Genomic DNA, 14,113 nt, shown 5'->3' on the forward strand with positions numbered 1-14,113 from the left:
TGGCGCTCCCTTAGCGCGGTGCGGCGCCCGCTCCGATATGCCGCCCCAGGAAGGCTTCCACCCGCTTCCAGAAGTCGAAGCGGTTCTGCGGCTTTCTCCAGCCATGGCCCTCGTCCTGGTACACCACCCACTCGACCTGCTTGTTGTGGGCCGCCACCGCGTCGCGGAACTTGTTGCCGTGGTAGAGCGGTACGCGGCGGTCGATGGCGCCGTAGGCCAGCAGCAGCGGCTGGGTGATCTTCGCGGCCTGCTCGATCGGGGAGGTGGCCTTGAACTGCTCGGCATCCTTTACCGGGTCGCCGATCATCAGGGGCATGCCGTGGATCTTCCAGTCTTCGGTCATGTCGGACTCGAAGCTCCAGTGGCCGTTGAACAGGAGGCTGATGTCGGTGACGCCGACCCAGTTGATGCCGCACTTGTACAGGCCGGGATCCTTCACGAGGCCCATCAGGGCGGCGTAGCCGCCGTAGCTGGCGCCGGCGATGCAGATGCGCTTCGGATCGGCGATGCCCTGGGCGATGGCCCAGCGCGCGCCGTCGGCGATATCGTCCTGCATGGCCAGGCCCCACTGCTTCCAGCCGGCCTGGTAGTGCGCGCTGCCGTAGCCGCGGCTGCCGCGGAAGTCCGGCTCCAGCACGGCGTAGCCGCGCGAAGCCAGGAACTGGGTATCGCTGCTCCAGCCCCAGTGGTTGCCGCGCACATAGGGACCGCCGTGCACCAGCACCACCAGCGGCAGGTTCTTGCCGCCGCCGGCCGGCACCGTGAGCAGGGCCGGGATGTCGCGTCCGTCGCGCGCCTTGTAGCGCACCGGGTCCTGGCGTCCCATCCTGGCTGGATCGATGCCTTCGCGGCTGCTGCCGACCGGGTTCAGCTTGCCGCTGGCAGGGCTGTACAGGTAGTAGGCCAGCGGGCGCACGTCGGACAGCGAGCGCACCAGCACCCAGGGCGCCTCGGGGTTCGCGGCCACCGAGATCAGGTTGGCGGCATTCGGCAGCAGCTTGTCGACCGCCTGCTGGATCGCCGCCATGTCCTTGTCGAACCAGACGCTGCCCGGGGCGTCGGTCTCGATCGACGCGCCCAGCAGCTTGCCGCGCCGGCTGATCAAGCCGCCATCGAAGTCGTAGCCCGGCATCACCACCACACCCTCCGGGCTGATCTTGCCGGTGGCCAGGTCGAGGGTGTGCAGGGCCGCCGCGTCCCTGCCGGCATGGGTGCGCACGAAGAGCTTGCCGTCGGCGCCGAAGCCGAGCGGGGTGAAGCCCTCCTTGCTGCCGGCGTAGGTCGAGAATTGCGCGACCTGGCGCCAGGCGCCGCTGGCCGGGTCGCGGTAATGAATGGTGCTCTTGCCGCCGGCCGCGTTCAGCGCCAGGCGCGGCTCGCCGGCATTGTCCAGCAGCCAGCTGTCGACCGGGCCGGGGCGCGCGACGGTCTGGGTCCGTCCGGTCACGGTGTTCAGACGCAGCAGGTTGGTGGTGAAGAGCTTCTCGTCCTGGCGCGGATCGCTGCTCACCACGTAGACCTCGTCGGAATTCTGGGCGCCGCGCTGGCTCAGCATGAAGGTATGCCAGGGCAGCATGGTCTGCACGACCTGCGATCCGGCCTCGGCCACGAAGTTGCCGCGGCGCAGGGCCAGCTGGCGCAGGCCGCCGCCGTCGCGGTTCACTGCGTACAGGCCGCTCGCCAGGTAGTTCCCGCCCGGGCCGACCTGCTTGTCGGCGACGCTGAACAGCAGGCGCCCATCGTTCACCCACTGGAACTGGAGGACGTCGGCGTCGTTGTAGCCGGCTACCGGGGTGGCCTTGTTTTCCTGCAGGTCGATCACGATCAGCATGTCGCGCCGGCCGGGTGCGCCCGACAGGGCGGCCAGGTAGCGCCCGCTGGGCGAGAGTTCGGCGCCGGCCAGCACGGGGTTCGAGAAGAACAGCTCGACCGGCGGCAGCGCCGCTTCGGCCATGGCGGCGCCGGCATGAAGGGCGAGGGTGCTGCCCAGGGTGCACGCGAGCAGGGCGCGCGCGCAGAAGGAAGAGAGTGCAGTCATGTTCGTGGCGTCCTATGGTTGCGTCGCGCCGGCGCCGATGTGGCGGTCGAGGAAGCGTTCGACCCGGCTCCAGAAGTCGATGTTGTTCTTCTCCAGCGACCAGCCATGGCCTTCTTCCGGATACTCGACCCACTCGACGTTGCGGTTGGTCTTCTGCAGCGCGTCGCGGAATTTGGTGCCGTGGTTGACCGGCACACGGCGGTCGGCGCCGCCGTAGGCCAGCAGCACCGGCTGGGTGATGCGCGCGGCCTGCTCGATCGGCGAGGTGGCCTTGAACTGGGCCGCGTCCTTGACGGGGTCGCCGATCATCTCCGGCATGCCGTAGGCCTTGTACTCGTCCGAGGTGTCGTTGGTGAAGCTCCAGCCGCCGTTGTAGAGCAGGTTGATGTCGGTGACGCCGACCCAGTTGATGCCGCACTTGTACAGGTCCGGGTGCTTCACGAGGCCCATCAGGGTGGCGTAGCCGCCGTAGCTGGCGCCCGCGATGCACACGCGCGCGCCGTCGGCGATGCCCTTGTCGACTGCCCAGCGCACGCCGTCCGCGAGGTCGTCCTGCATGGCCAGGCCCCACTGCTTGAAGCCGGCCTTGAAGTGTTTGGTGCCGAAGCCGGTGCTGCCGCGGAATTCCGGCTCCAGCACGGCGTAGCCGCGCGAAGCCAGGAACTGCGTGTCGCGGCTCCAGCCCCAGGACCCGCCGCGCACGAAGGGACCGCCATGGACCAGCACCACCATCGGCAGCTTCTGTTTGGCGCCGCCCGCCGGCAGGGTCAGGAGGGCCGGGATCTCGAGGCCGTCGCGCGCCTTGTAGCGCACGAACTGCTGGCGCCCCATCTGCGCCGGGTTGATGTTCGGACGCACGTCGGCGATCTTGTTGATCGCCTTGCTCTGGATGTTGTACAGCGACCAGGTGCCGGGAATGGTGTCCGAATAGGACCTGACCAGCACCCAGGGCGAATCGCTTTGCGCCGGCACCGTGATCAGGTTGATGGTGGCCGGCAGCAGCTTGTCGATCGACGCCTGCACCGCCTTCATGCCCGGGTCGAACCATTCGTTCGACTCGGCATCGGTGGTGAAGCGGATGCCCAGCACCTTGTCGCGGTTGGTCACCAGGCTGCCGTCGAAGTCGAAGCCGGCGGTCAGCACCAGCGGCTGCGGATCGATCTTTCCGCTGGCGACGTCGAACACGTGCAGGGCGGTGGTATCGCGCCCGCTGCTCCTCGCCAGCACATACAGCTTGCCATCCGGCGCGAAGCCAAGCGGTTCGAGCGCCTTGCTGCCGTCACCGTAGGCGGGGTAACTGGCCAGAACGCGCCAGGCGCCGCTAGCCGGATCGCGGTAGTGCAGCGTGACCGTGTCCTTGTCGAAGCTCGATGCCAGGCGCGGTTCGCCCTGGTGGTCGAGCATCCAGCTGGTGACGTTGCCGGGACGCGGCACCGACTGGGTGAAGCCGGTCAGGGTATTCAGGCGCAGCAGGTCGACGCTGCGCACTTCGCCGGCGGTGTCGAAGTTGTAGCTCTGGACGTAGATGGTGTCGGAGTTGCGCGGCCCCGCCTGGCCCAGCAGGTAGGTATGCCAGGGCAGGATCTTGCGCACCACGCGCGTGCCGGTGGTATGAACGGCGCCGACACGGTCGGCCAGCTCCACGAACTTTTCGCCGTCGCGGTTGACGGCGTACAGGCCCGGCGCATAGCGCATATTGCCGACGCCGACGCCCTTTTCGCGGGTGTTGAAGACCAGGCGCTCGTTGCTGATCCAGCGGAAGTCGCCGATGTCGGCGTCGTCATAGGAGGCGACTACCTTGGCGCTGTTGTCCGCCAGGTTGACGACCGCCAGGAAGTCGCGCTTGCCAGGTGCGCCGGAGCGCACGGCCAGGAAGCGGGCGTCCGGCGACAGGCTAGCGCCGCCGAAGGCGGAGTTGGCGAAGAAGCTGGCGATCGGCGGGCGTGCGGCCTGGGTGGCCGCAGGCGCCTGGGCGTGGACGGGCAGGGCGCAGGCGAGTGCGGCGGCGAAGGCCGCGCGTAAAAAGACGGTATTCATGGGTCTCGGCTCAGGTTGTATTTTGTGTCGCGGGCTGGGCCCGGCAGCGCAACAATAACAGCCCGATCCAGGGAAGGACACCCTCCCATGCCGATGTCATGCAGCCGGCATAAGCCTTGTAGCGCGCCCGCCTCAGGCCTCGTCTTCCGGCGCGCGGATGTAGTCGGCCATGCCCAGGCTGGCGCGGCTCGGCGGGCTGCTTGCCAGGCTCCCCAGCACTGTCGCCAGCAGCCCGGCAGGCACCCCGAACACGCCGGCGGCGAGCGGCTGGATGCCGAGCCATGACTGGTCCAGGCTGCCGCCCAGGGTCGGGCTGGCGCGCAGCATGTACCACAGGCAGACCAGGAAGCCGGCCACCATGCCGGTGATCGCTCCCGTATGGTTGGCGCGCTTCCAGAACACGCCCAGCACCAGCACCGGAAAGAGAGTAGAACCAGCGAGAGAAAACGCCGCGCCGACCAGCGACAGGATGTCGGCCGGTTTCTGCGAGGCGGCATAGGCCGCGATGAAGGCCACCGCCAGCAGCAGGAGCTTGGAGATCGTCACCCGCTTCTGGGTCGAGGCGCCGGGGTCGACCATCTTGTAGTAGACGTCGTGCGACAGCGCATTCGAGATCGCCAGCAGCAGGCCGTCGGCGGTGGACAGGGCCGCCGCCAGGCCGCCGGCCGCCACCAGGCCCGAGATCACGTAGGGCAGGCCGGCGATCTCCGGCGTGGCCAGCACCAGCACGTCGGCGTCGATCGCGATCTCGGCCAGCTGCACCACGCCGTCGCCGTTGATGTCGGCGATGCTGAGCAGGGGATTGACCTTGTCGACATTGGCCCAGTACGAGATCCAGGTCGGCAGCGAAGAAAAATCGCTGCCCACCAGCGAGGTATAGATGTCGTACTTGGCCAGCACCGCCAGCGCCGGAATGGTCAGGTAGATCAGGAGGATGAAGAACAGGGTCCAGAACACCGACACCCGGGTTTCGCCCACCGAAGGCGTGGTGTAGGCGCGCATCAGGATGTGGGGCAGGGCGGCGGTGCCGAACATCAGGCAGAACACCACGGCCAGGAAGTTGTTGCGGCGCTTGTCCGATTCCGCTTCGGTGGCGCCGGGGAAGGGCACCGTGTGCGGCACCGGCGGCCGGGCGCGTGCCAGGTTGGCGTCGCGCTTTTCCAGCCATAGCGCACGCGCCTCGTCCGGCGAGCCGGGATAGGTGGCGAGCGCGCGCTCGGCCTGGCGCACCTCGACCAGCGAGGCATTGCGCGAGCGTACCGCCGCCAGCTGGCGCTGGGCCTCCAGCTTGCCCGCTTCCCAGGACGCCGGCAGGGCCGCCAGGCGCACGCTGTATTGCTCGGCGCGGCGGCGGAACTCGGCCCGCACCTGCTCCTCGCGCGGGTCGTTCTGGAGCTGGTGCTCACGCGCGGCCAGCTTGGGCAGCAGCGAACCGTAGGCCACCTGCGGCACCGGGTTGTCGGCATGCTTGGCCGCCAGCCAGATGGTTGGAATCAGGAAGGCGACCAGCAGGATGATGTACTGCGCCACCTGGGTCCAGGTAATGCCGCGCATCCCGCCCAGGAACGAGCAAACGAGAATGGACGCCAGGCCGAGGAAGATCCCGACCGAGAAGTCGACCCCGGTGAAGCGCGAGGCGATCAGGCCGACGGCGTAGATCTGCGCCACCACGTAGGTGAAGGAGACCAGGATGGTGGCGGCCACGGCGAGGGCGCGCACCGGGCCGCCGCGCCCGCCCGCGCCGCCGCCGTAGCGCGCCGCCAGGAAGTCGGGAATGGTGTACTGGCCGAACTTGCGCAGGTAGGGCGCAATCAGCAGGGCCACCAGCACGAAGCCGCCGGTCCAGCCCATGATGTAGGCCAGACCGTCGAAACCATACAGGTACAGGCCGCCGGCCAGGCTGATGAAGCTGGCCGCCGAGATCCAGTCGGCGGCGGTGGCCATGCCGTTGAACAGGGCCGGCACGCGCCGCCCGGCCACGTAGTATTCGGTGACGTTCGAGGTGCGCGCCACCACGCCGATGGTGGCGTACAGCGCGATGGTCGCGAACATGAAGATGTAGCCGATCCACAGGCGCGGCATGCCTTCCTGCTCGAGCAGGGCGAGCGACACCAGGAACAGGGCGAAGCAGCCGGTGTACCAGAGGTAGTAGCGCGACAGCTTGCGGAAGTAGGGCTGTTTTTTCGCGCTCATGCCTTTTCTCCAGTGGCGCCGTACCGCCGGTCGATGCGCCGCATGCGCCAGGCGTAGAAGGCGATGATCGCGAGCGATACCAGCGAGGCGCCCTGGGCCGCCATGTAGAAGGAGAGCGGCCAGCCGAACACGGTGAAGTGCGACAGCTCGCGCGCGAAGTACACGGTGCCGAAGCCGGTGCACAGCCACAGCACCATCAGGACCGCGGTCAGGCGGCGGGTGGCCCGCCAGTGGGCCTGGCACGCGGCCTCTAGGCCGGGGACGATCGGCTGGGATTCATTCTGCATCGTCGGACTCGCGAAGGGGAGGCGGGAAGGTCAGGCGGAACAGGCTGCCCGGATACTTGTTCGAGTGGCTGCGCGGGTTGTTGAAGATGTCGATTTCGGCGCCGTGCTGCTGCGCGATCTCGCGCACGATCGCCAGCCCCAGGCCGCTGCCCTGCACGTTGCTGCCGAGGATGCGGTAGAAGCGCTCGAACACGTGGGCGCGCTCGCTCGGGGCGATGCCGGGACCGGTGTCCTCGACTTCCAGCAGGGCGTGCTCGCCGTCGCGCCGCACCCGCACCGTGACGCTGCCGCCCTGCGGCGTGTAGCGCAGCGCGTTGTCGATCAGGTTCGACAGCAGTTCGCGCAGCATCAGGGCGTTGCCGGCAATGAGCAGCAGATCTTCGGGCGGCTCGAAACCGAGGTCGATCTGGTGCGCGAACGACGCCTGCACCCAGTCCTGCACGGTGCTGCGCGCCAGCTGGGCCAGGTCAATCTCCTCGAAAGCGAGGCCGGTGTGCGGCTGGTTCTCGGCGCGCGCCAGGGCCAGCAGCTGGTTGACCAGGCGCGTGGCCGATTCCGAACTCTTGGCCAGCTGCTCGAGCGAGCGGTGGATCTCGTCCGGATCGACCTGGCGCAGCGCCAGCTCGGACTGCATGCGCATGCCGGCCAGCGGCGTCTTCATCTGGTGCGCGGCGTCGGCGATGAAGCGCTTCTGCATCTCGACGGTTTGCGCCAGGCGCTCGAGCATGTCGTTGAAGGAGCCGACCAGCGGCGAGATCTCTTCCGGCACCTGGCGCGGATCGATCGGCGACAGGTCGTCCTGGGGACGGGCGCGGATGCGCTCCTGCAGCTCGGCCAGCGGCGACAGGCCGCGCGACAGGGCGAACCAGACCAGGGCCAGGATCACCGGCAGGATGATGAACTGGGGCAGGATCACGCCCTTGATGATCTCGTTGGCCAGGTGGGCGCGCTTGTCCAGGGTCTCGGCCACCTGCACCAGGGCCAGGCCGGCGGGCGGACCGCCGTCGCGCGCGCGCAGCGGATCCAGGCTGACCCAGGAATAGGCGACCCGCACCGGGGTGCCGTGGATGCTGTCGTTGCGGAACACCACCGCGCCGCTGCGGGCGCGCTCGTCGGCGTTGTTGTTCTTCGGGCGCGGCAGGTCGCGGTCGCCGTCGAGGTGGGCGCCGTCCGGGCCGCTGATCTGGAAGTAGACGCTGTCGACGTCGTCGGCGCGCAGCACGTCGCGCGCGCTGCCCGGCAGCTGCACCGCGGGCTGGCCGGCGACCGTGCGGATCTGCTGCGACAGCACGGTCACGCGGTCTTCCAGCGCGTCGTCGAAGGGCTGGTTGGCGATCGACTTCGCGACCAGGTAGGTGATCGCGATGCTCATCGGCCACAGCAGCAGCAGCGGGGCCAGCATCCAGTCGAGGATCTCGCCGAACAGCGAGTGCCGGATGTTCTCGTCGGGCTCGGGGTTGGGCGGCACGTAGGGCGCCGGCCCCACGGGCTGGAAGGGCCCGTCCGCCGCGGATGGCGGCGGATCCGCGCGCCCGGCTTCGCGCTCGTTCACTTGTTCTCGGGGGCGGGGGCGCGCGGGGCGTCCGAGAATTTCTCGAGGCAGTAGCCGAGGCCGCGCACGGTGGCAATGCGCACGCCGCCGACTTCGATCTTCTTGCGCAGCCGGTGCACGTAGACCTCGATGGCGTTGTTCGAGACTTCCTCGCCCCATTCGCACAGGTGGTCGACCAGCTGTTCCTTCGAAACCAGGCGCCCGGTGCGCGCCAGCAGCACCTCCAGCAGGCCCAGCTCGCGCGCCGACAGGTCGAGCATCTGGTCGTTGATGTAGGCGCTGCGGCCGACCTGGTCGTACACCAGCGGGCCGTGGCGCACCACGGCCGGGCCGCCGCCCGCGCCGCGGCGGGTGAGGGCGCGCACGCGCGCTTCCAGCTCGGACAGCGCGAAGGGCTTGGCCATGTAATCGTCGGCGCCGAGGTCGAGGCCCTCGACGCGCTGCTCGACCGAATCGGCGGCGGTCAGGATCAGCACCGGCAGCAGCGAGGAGCGGGCGCGCAGGCGGCGCAGCACTTCCAGCCCGGACAGCTTGGGCAGGCCGAGGTCGAGGATCAGAAGGTCGAACTCCTGGGTGGACAGGGCCGTATCGGCGTCCTGGCCGTTCTTGACGCAATCGATGGCATAGCCGGACTGGCGCAGGGAACGCGTTAGGCCATCGGCAAGTACGCTATCATCTTCGGCGAGCAGAATTCGCATGGGACCACCTTGGTATTTCGTTAAACCCTAAACAGGCCTCATTGTGTTTGATTTACCGCAACAAAGCGAGTCTTGCAGCATACAACACCGCGATTTTTTCGCTTGCACAAACTACTGGAGTTATATACAGTAGTGCCTTGATTTCGCTGATTAAACAACTGGATGTCTGTACAGTATTTTTTCGACGAAGACCTTGATTTGCGCGGTAGCGACCCTACCTTGCCTACTCCACAGCTGAAAGTACACCATGGACGACAAAAAAACCGCAGTAAACGCCGCTGAAAAGGGCAAGGCGCTGGCAGCCGCCCTGGCGCAAATTGAGAAGCAGTTCGGCAAGGGCTCGGTCATGCGCATGGATGCCAACATGCCGGTCGAGGAAGTGCAGACTGTTTCCACTGGCTCGCTGGGCCTGGACATCGCGCTGGGCGTCGGTGGCCTGCCGCGCGGCCGTATCGTCGAGATCTACGGTCCGGAATCGTCGGGTAAAACCACCCTGACGCTGCAGACCATCGCCCAGATGCAGAAGCTGGGCGGCACTTGCGCCTTCATCGACGCCGAGCACGCGCTCGACGTGACCTATGCGCAGAAGCTGGGCATCAAGCTGGACGAGCTGCTGATCTCGCAGCCGGACACCGGCGAGCAGGCCCTGGAAATCACCGACGCCCTGGTGCGTTCGGGTTCGGTCGACCTCGTGGTCATCGACTCGGTGGCGGCACTGACCCCGCGCGCCGAGATCGAAGGCGACATGGGCGACTCGCTGCCGGGCCTGCAGGCACGCCTGATGTCCCAGGCGCTGCGCAAGCTGACCGGCTCGATCAACCGCACCAACACCCTGGTCATCTTCATCAACCAGATCCGTATGAAGATCGGTGTCATGTTCGGCAGCCCGGAAACCACCACCGGCGGTAACGCGCTGAAGTTCTACGCTTCCGTGCGCCTGGACATCCGCCGTACCGGCTCGATCAAGTCGGGTGACGAAGTGATCGGTAACGAAACCAAGGTCAAGGTCGTCAAGAACAAGATTGCGCCGCCGTTCAAGGAAGCCCACTTCGACATCCTGTACGGAGAAGGCACCTCGCGCGAAGGCGAAATCCTGGACCTGGGCGCCGACAACAAGGTCGTCGAGAAGTCGGGCTCCTGGTATAGCTACAACGGTGAGCGTATCGGCCAGGGTAAGGACAACGCCCGTCAGTTCCTGAAAGACCGTCCGGCACTGGCACGCGAAATCGAGAACAAGGTCCGTGTGGCCCTGGGCGTGCGCGAACTGCCGCCGGTGCTGGCGGCTGTCGAAGACAGCGGCAAGGCGCTGAAAGCAGTTGGCGAGTAAGTAGCACATGCCCGCACCCCAGCTCAGCCTGAAAGGACGCGCGCTTCGATTCCTGTCGATGCGCGAACACAGCCGGCTCGAGCTGGGCCGCAAGCTGGCCCGTTATGCCGAGGAGGGCGATGACGTGGAAGCCCTCCTGGATTTCCTTGAAAAGAACAACTGGCTGTCGCAGGAACGGTTTGCCGAATCCCTGATCAACAGGAAGGCGGGCCGTTTCGGTAATAGCCGCGTGATGGCCGAGCTGCAAAGCCACGGCATCAAAGGCGAAGCGTTGGACGACATCAAAGCCTCGCTTGCCGACAGCGAAATGGCGCGTGCCTCCGAAGTGTGGCAACGCAAGTTCGGTACCGTCGCCGCCGATGCGGCCGAGCGTGCCAAGCAGATGCGCTTCCTGCTGCAGCGTGGTTTCTCCCAACGCGCTGCGCGGATCGCCATGCAGGGCGCTCCCGACGACGACGAGCTGTAGCAGGCCACGCCTGCTGCATCGACGAGCCGGCCTGGCCCCAGGCTGCTCCGACGATATGCCAGGCTTGGCCGCAGGCCTGCTATATCACCCCAATATTCCCTGCTTCTATATAGAAGCATCGCTCCGGCGCCAGCGTGGAGCGTCATCTCCGATATGCCTCCGGCATATTCCTCAACGGACGATGGCGCTGCACGCTGGCGCTTGTCCGTTTACCCCTCCAACAAAGCCGCTGCTGCTCGTAGGGTGGCCTGGGCGGCCCCGGGCTTATCCCAAAACGTCGATCACCCAACAAGATCTGCGCCGCCCACGCGACGACCCCTTGCACCTGCACCCGAAAATAGCTCATCAATTGGTCCGGCCGCCACCGAAACCCGTCCAGCCACCTGCAACATTGTTCACTCGGCAAAAAAATTTACTAATGTAGTTTCCGTAAGGCAAAAACCTCTCTGTTGCAGTGCAACCCAGAACTCCCTGTGCTAAACTTTCACGGTTTAAGCAGCGCCGCATGAGCGGTTGTTGTCGTAGAAGCTACGTCAACGTGCATGAAGCACACTGGCTGCACCACTAACCGCCGCGCAAGCGGCATTGGTTTTTATGCCCCTGTCTCCTCCCGTATCGCGCTCGCTCCGGCATACGCGCGCCATCACCGTCGAAGCCTATGCGCGCGACGATGGCCTGTGGGATCTGGACGCCAGTATCCGCGACGTCAAAACCCGTGATATCGAGCTCGGCTCCGGCATTCGCCCGGGCGGCCAGCCGGTGCACGACCTCAAACTGCGTGTCACCATCGACCGCAACCTGACCATCGTGGATGCGGAAGCTGCGTCCGATGCCGTTCCGTATCCCGGTTTCTGCGAGACGATAGTCCCAGCCTACAAAAAGCTGGTCGGCCTCTCGCTCATGAACCATTTCCGGCTGCACCTGAAAGACCGCCTCACCGGCGTGCTCGGCTGCACCCACTTGACCGAATTGGCCCAGGTGCTGCCCACCGCAGCGCTGCAGGCCTTTGCCGACGACGTCTTCGACGAACGTGGCGACGCCGACGCTAACAAAGGCGCGGCCGAACGGCCCTTCGAGCTCGACCGTTGCCATGCGCTGCGCAGCGACGGACCGGCCGTGGCCACCTACTATCCCCGCTGGTCCATCAAAGCCGTGTCGGGTTAGGATTCGATGTTTGTCATTTTTTGTAATTTCAACCGTATTTCTAATTCAGTAATAGAAGAAGGGAAGCCAGCATGAAAATCCATGAGTATCAAGGCAAAGAGATCCTCCGAAAGTTCGGAGTGACCGTTCCGCGCGGCATTCCGTGCATGAACGTGGAAGAGGCGGTCAAGGCCGCTGAAGAGCTGGGCGGCCCGGTCTGGGTCGTCAAGGCGCAGATCCACGCCGGTGGCCGTGGTAAAGGCGGCGGCGTCAAGGTTGCCAAGTCGCTGGAACAGGTCAAGGAATACGCCGACCAGATCATGGGCATGCAGCTGATCACCCACCAGACCAGCCCGGAAGGCCAGAAAGTCCGCCGCCTGCTGATCGAAGAAGGCGCCGACATCAAGCAAGAACTGTACGTTTCGCTGGTCACCGACCGCGTCACCCAGAAGATCGTGCTGATGGCCTCGTCGGAAGGCGGCATGGACATCGAAGAAGTCGCGCACAGCAACCCGGAAAAGATCCACAACGTCGTGATCGAACCGTCGATCGGCCTGACCAATGAGCAAGCCGACGACGTCGCCCGCAAGATCGGCGTGCCGGAAGGCTCGATCGCCGCAGCCCGCGCCAACCTGCAAGGCCTGTACAAAGCCTACTGGGAAACCGACTGCTCGCTGGCCGAAATCAATCCGCTGATCGTGACTGGCGACGGCAAGGTCATCGCCCTGGACGCCAAGTTCAACTTCGACCCGAACGCCCTGTTCCGTCACCCGGAAATCGTCGCCTACCGCGACCTGGACGAAGAAGATCCGGCTGAAGTCGAAGCCTCGAAATTCGATCTGGCCTACATCTCGCTCGACGGCAACATCGGCTGCCTGGTGAACGGCGCCGGCCTGGCCATGGCCACCATGGACACCATCAAGCTGTTCGGCGGCGAGCCGGCCAACTTCCTGGACGTGGGCGGCGGCGCAACTGCCGAGAAGGTCACCGAAGCATTCAAGATCATGCTGAAGAACCCTGGCCTGAAAGCCATCCTGGTCAACATCTTCGGCGGCATCATGCGCTGCGACGTGATCGCCGAAGGCGTGATCACCGCATCCAAGGCCGTCTCGCTGAAGGTGCCGCTGGTCGTCCGCATGAAGGGCACCAACGAAGACCTGGGCAAGAAGATGCTGGCCGATTCGGGCCTGCCAATCATCGCCGCAGACACGATGGAAGACGCAGCGAAGTCGGTCGTCGCCGCTGCTGCTGGCCAAGCCTAATTCGCAAAGGAAATAACATGTCGATTCTGATTAACAAAGACACCAAAGTCATCACCCAAGGTATCACCGGCAAGACCGGCCAGTTCCACACCCGCATGTGCCGCGACTACGCGAACGGCCGTGAAGCCTTCGTGGCAGGTGTGAACCCGAAGAAAGCTGGTGAAGATTTCGAAGGCATCCCGATCTACGCATCCGTCAAGGAAGCCAAGTCGGAAACCGGCGCCACCGTCTCGGTGATCTACGTTCCGCCGGCAGGCGCTGCCGCCGCGATCTGGGAAGCCGTCGAAGCCGAGCTCGACCTGGCAATCTGCATCACCGAAGGCATCCCGGTCCGTGACATGATGGAAGTCAAGGACCGCATGGCGAAGGCCGGTTCGAAGACCCTGCTGCTGGGCCCGAACTGCCCAGGTCTGATCACCCCGGACGAAATCAAGATCGGCATCATGCCGGGTCACATCCACCGCAAGGGCCGTATTGGCGTCGTGTCGCGTTCGGGCACCCTGACCTATGAAGCAGTCGGCCAGCTGACCGCCCTGGGCCTGGGCCAGTCGTCGGCAGTCGGTATCGGCGGCGACCCGATCAACGGTCTGAAGCACATCGACGTGATGCGCATGTTCAACGACGATCCTGACACCGACGCGGTCATCATGATCGGCGAGATCGGCGGCCCGGACGAGGCGAACGCTGCTCAGTGGATCAAGGACAACATGAAGAAGCCGGTCGTCGGCTTCATCGCTGGCGTCACCGCGCCTCCGGGCAAGCGCATGGGCCACGCCGGCGCGCTGATCTCGGGCGGCGCCGACACCGCGCAAGCCAAGCTGGAAATCATGGAAGCCTGCGGTATCAAAGTCACCAAGAACCCGTCGGAAATGGCTCGCCTGCTGAAAGCGATGCTGTAATCCACGGACTTCACGGTCAGTGAAAGCGGGGAGCTCAGGCTCCCCGCTTTTTTTTCGTCCGTGCCAGGTGCCACGCATGGGCTGGCACGACAGTATTTCTCCAAGACATGACAAATTGCGTTACGCAAACTGTCCAAGTGACAAAAATTGCTGGGCTCAGGTGACAAATTTTGTCACTCATCAAGCCAAAACTTGCGTTGGCACGCCGTTT

General features: G+C 65.5%; 11 protein-coding genes. 5 read left to right on the top strand and 6 right to left on the bottom strand.

Annotated elements, in window-relative coordinates; all coding sequences use genetic code 11:
- Positions 1 to 10 precede the first annotated feature (10 nt).
- The 6 genes from GV068_RS17715 to GV068_RS17740 form a co-directional block, all read right to left on the bottom strand.
- Positions 11 to 2,038 carry an alpha/beta fold hydrolase gene (locus GV068_RS17715; protein ID WP_159700697.1) on the bottom strand — a complete coding sequence of 676 codons (2,028 nt, stop codon included), beginning with the start codon at positions 2,036 to 2,038 and terminating at the stop codon, positions 11 to 13.
- A 12-nt stretch (positions 2,039 to 2,050) separates the two neighbouring features.
- Entirely contained in the window at positions 2,051 to 4,075 is a 2,025-nt protein-coding gene (locus GV068_RS17720; protein ID WP_159700699.1) for a S9 family peptidase, read from the bottom strand.
- 132 nt (positions 4,076 to 4,207) lie between these two features.
- Positions 4,208 to 6,268: a sodium:solute symporter family protein gene (locus tag GV068_RS17725; RefSeq protein WP_159700701.1), complete on the bottom strand. Its 2,061-nt coding sequence runs from the start codon at positions 6,266 to 6,268 to the stop codon at positions 4,208 to 4,210.
- Positions 6,265 to 6,555: a DUF4212 domain-containing protein gene (locus tag GV068_RS17730; protein WP_159700702.1), complete on the bottom strand. Its 291-nt coding sequence runs from the start codon at positions 6,553 to 6,555 to the stop codon at positions 6,265 to 6,267. Before GV068_RS17730 ends, GV068_RS17725 begins: the two co-directional genes overlap by 4 nt.
- Positions 6,545 to 8,107: a sensor histidine kinase gene (locus tag GV068_RS17735; protein ID WP_229464296.1), complete on the bottom strand. Its 1,563-nt coding sequence runs from the start codon at positions 8,105 to 8,107 to the stop codon at positions 6,545 to 6,547. The genes GV068_RS17730 and GV068_RS17735 overlap by 11 nt, the downstream gene beginning before the upstream one ends.
- Complete coding sequence (locus GV068_RS17740) at positions 8,104 to 8,805, bottom strand: response regulator transcription factor (protein WP_159700704.1); 702 nt, start codon at positions 8,803 to 8,805, stop codon at positions 8,104 to 8,106. Before GV068_RS17740 ends, GV068_RS17735 begins: the two co-directional genes overlap by 4 nt.
- 247 nt (positions 8,806 to 9,052) lie before the next feature.
- Between GV068_RS17740 and recA the strand changes: the two genes are divergently transcribed.
- The 5 genes from recA to sucD all read left to right on the top strand — a co-directional run bounded on the left by recA (position 9,053) and on the right by sucD (position 13,902).
- Positions 9,053 to 10,132, top strand: a complete 1,080-nt coding sequence (recA, locus tag GV068_RS17745) for a recombinase RecA (RefSeq protein WP_159700706.1) — start codon at positions 9,053 to 9,055, stop codon at positions 10,130 to 10,132.
- Between the two features lie 7 nt (positions 10,133 to 10,139).
- On the top strand, positions 10,140 to 10,598 hold the full coding sequence (gene recX / locus GV068_RS17750; RefSeq protein WP_159700708.1) for a recombination regulator RecX: 459 nt from the start codon (positions 10,140 to 10,142) through the stop codon (positions 10,596 to 10,598).
- Between the two features lie 594 nt (positions 10,599 to 11,192).
- Entirely contained in the window at positions 11,193 to 11,762 is a 570-nt protein-coding gene (locus GV068_RS17755; RefSeq protein ID WP_159700711.1) for a DUF2889 domain-containing protein, read from the top strand.
- 71 nt (positions 11,763 to 11,833) lie between these two features.
- Positions 11,834 to 13,003 (top strand): ADP-forming succinate--CoA ligase subunit beta, encoded by a 1,170-nt coding sequence (sucC, locus tag GV068_RS17760; RefSeq protein ID WP_159700713.1) that lies wholly within the window; start codon positions 11,834 to 11,836, stop codon positions 13,001 to 13,003.
- Between the two features lie 17 nt (positions 13,004 to 13,020).
- The gene (gene sucD, locus GV068_RS17765; protein ID WP_159700715.1) at positions 13,021 to 13,902 is read left to right on the top strand and encodes a succinate--CoA ligase subunit alpha; all 882 of its coding nucleotides are present in this window, start codon (positions 13,021 to 13,023) and stop codon (positions 13,900 to 13,902) included.
- The last annotated feature ends 211 nt before the right edge of the window (positions 13,903 to 14,113 follow it).

The sequence above is a fragment of the Massilia sp. 9I genome (assembly GCF_902506415.1).
Taxonomy (GTDB): Bacteria; Pseudomonadota; Gammaproteobacteria; order Burkholderiales; family Burkholderiaceae_D; genus Telluria.

Coding starts and splice junctions, on each gene's coding strand:
- GV068_RS17715 (WP_159700697.1), bottom strand. CDS start 2,038: ATGACTGCACTCTCTTCCTTCTGCGCGCGCGCCCTGCTCGCGTGCACC.
- GV068_RS17720 (WP_159700699.1), bottom strand. CDS start 4,075: ATGAATACCGTCTTTTTACGCGCGGCCTTCGCCGCCGCACTCGCCTGC.
- GV068_RS17725 (WP_159700701.1), bottom strand. CDS start 6,268: ATGAGCGCGAAAAAACAGCCCTACTTCCGCAAGCTGTCGCGCTACTAC.
- GV068_RS17730 (WP_159700702.1), bottom strand. CDS start 6,555: ATGCAGAATGAATCCCAGCCGATCGTCCCCGGCCTAGAGGCCGCGTGC.
- GV068_RS17740 (WP_159700704.1), bottom strand. CDS start 8,805: ATGCGAATTCTGCTCGCCGAAGATGATAGCGTACTTGCCGATGGCCTA.
- recA (WP_159700706.1), top strand. CDS start 9,053: ATGGACGACAAAAAAACCGCAGTAAACGCCGCTGAAAAGGGCAAGGCG.
- recX (WP_159700708.1), top strand. CDS start 10,140: ATGCCCGCACCCCAGCTCAGCCTGAAAGGACGCGCGCTTCGATTCCTG.
- GV068_RS17755 (WP_159700711.1), top strand. CDS start 11,193: ATGCCCCTGTCTCCTCCCGTATCGCGCTCGCTCCGGCATACGCGCGCC.
- sucC (WP_159700713.1), top strand. CDS start 11,834: ATGAAAATCCATGAGTATCAAGGCAAAGAGATCCTCCGAAAGTTCGGA.
- sucD (WP_159700715.1), top strand. CDS start 13,021: ATGTCGATTCTGATTAACAAAGACACCAAAGTCATCACCCAAGGTATC.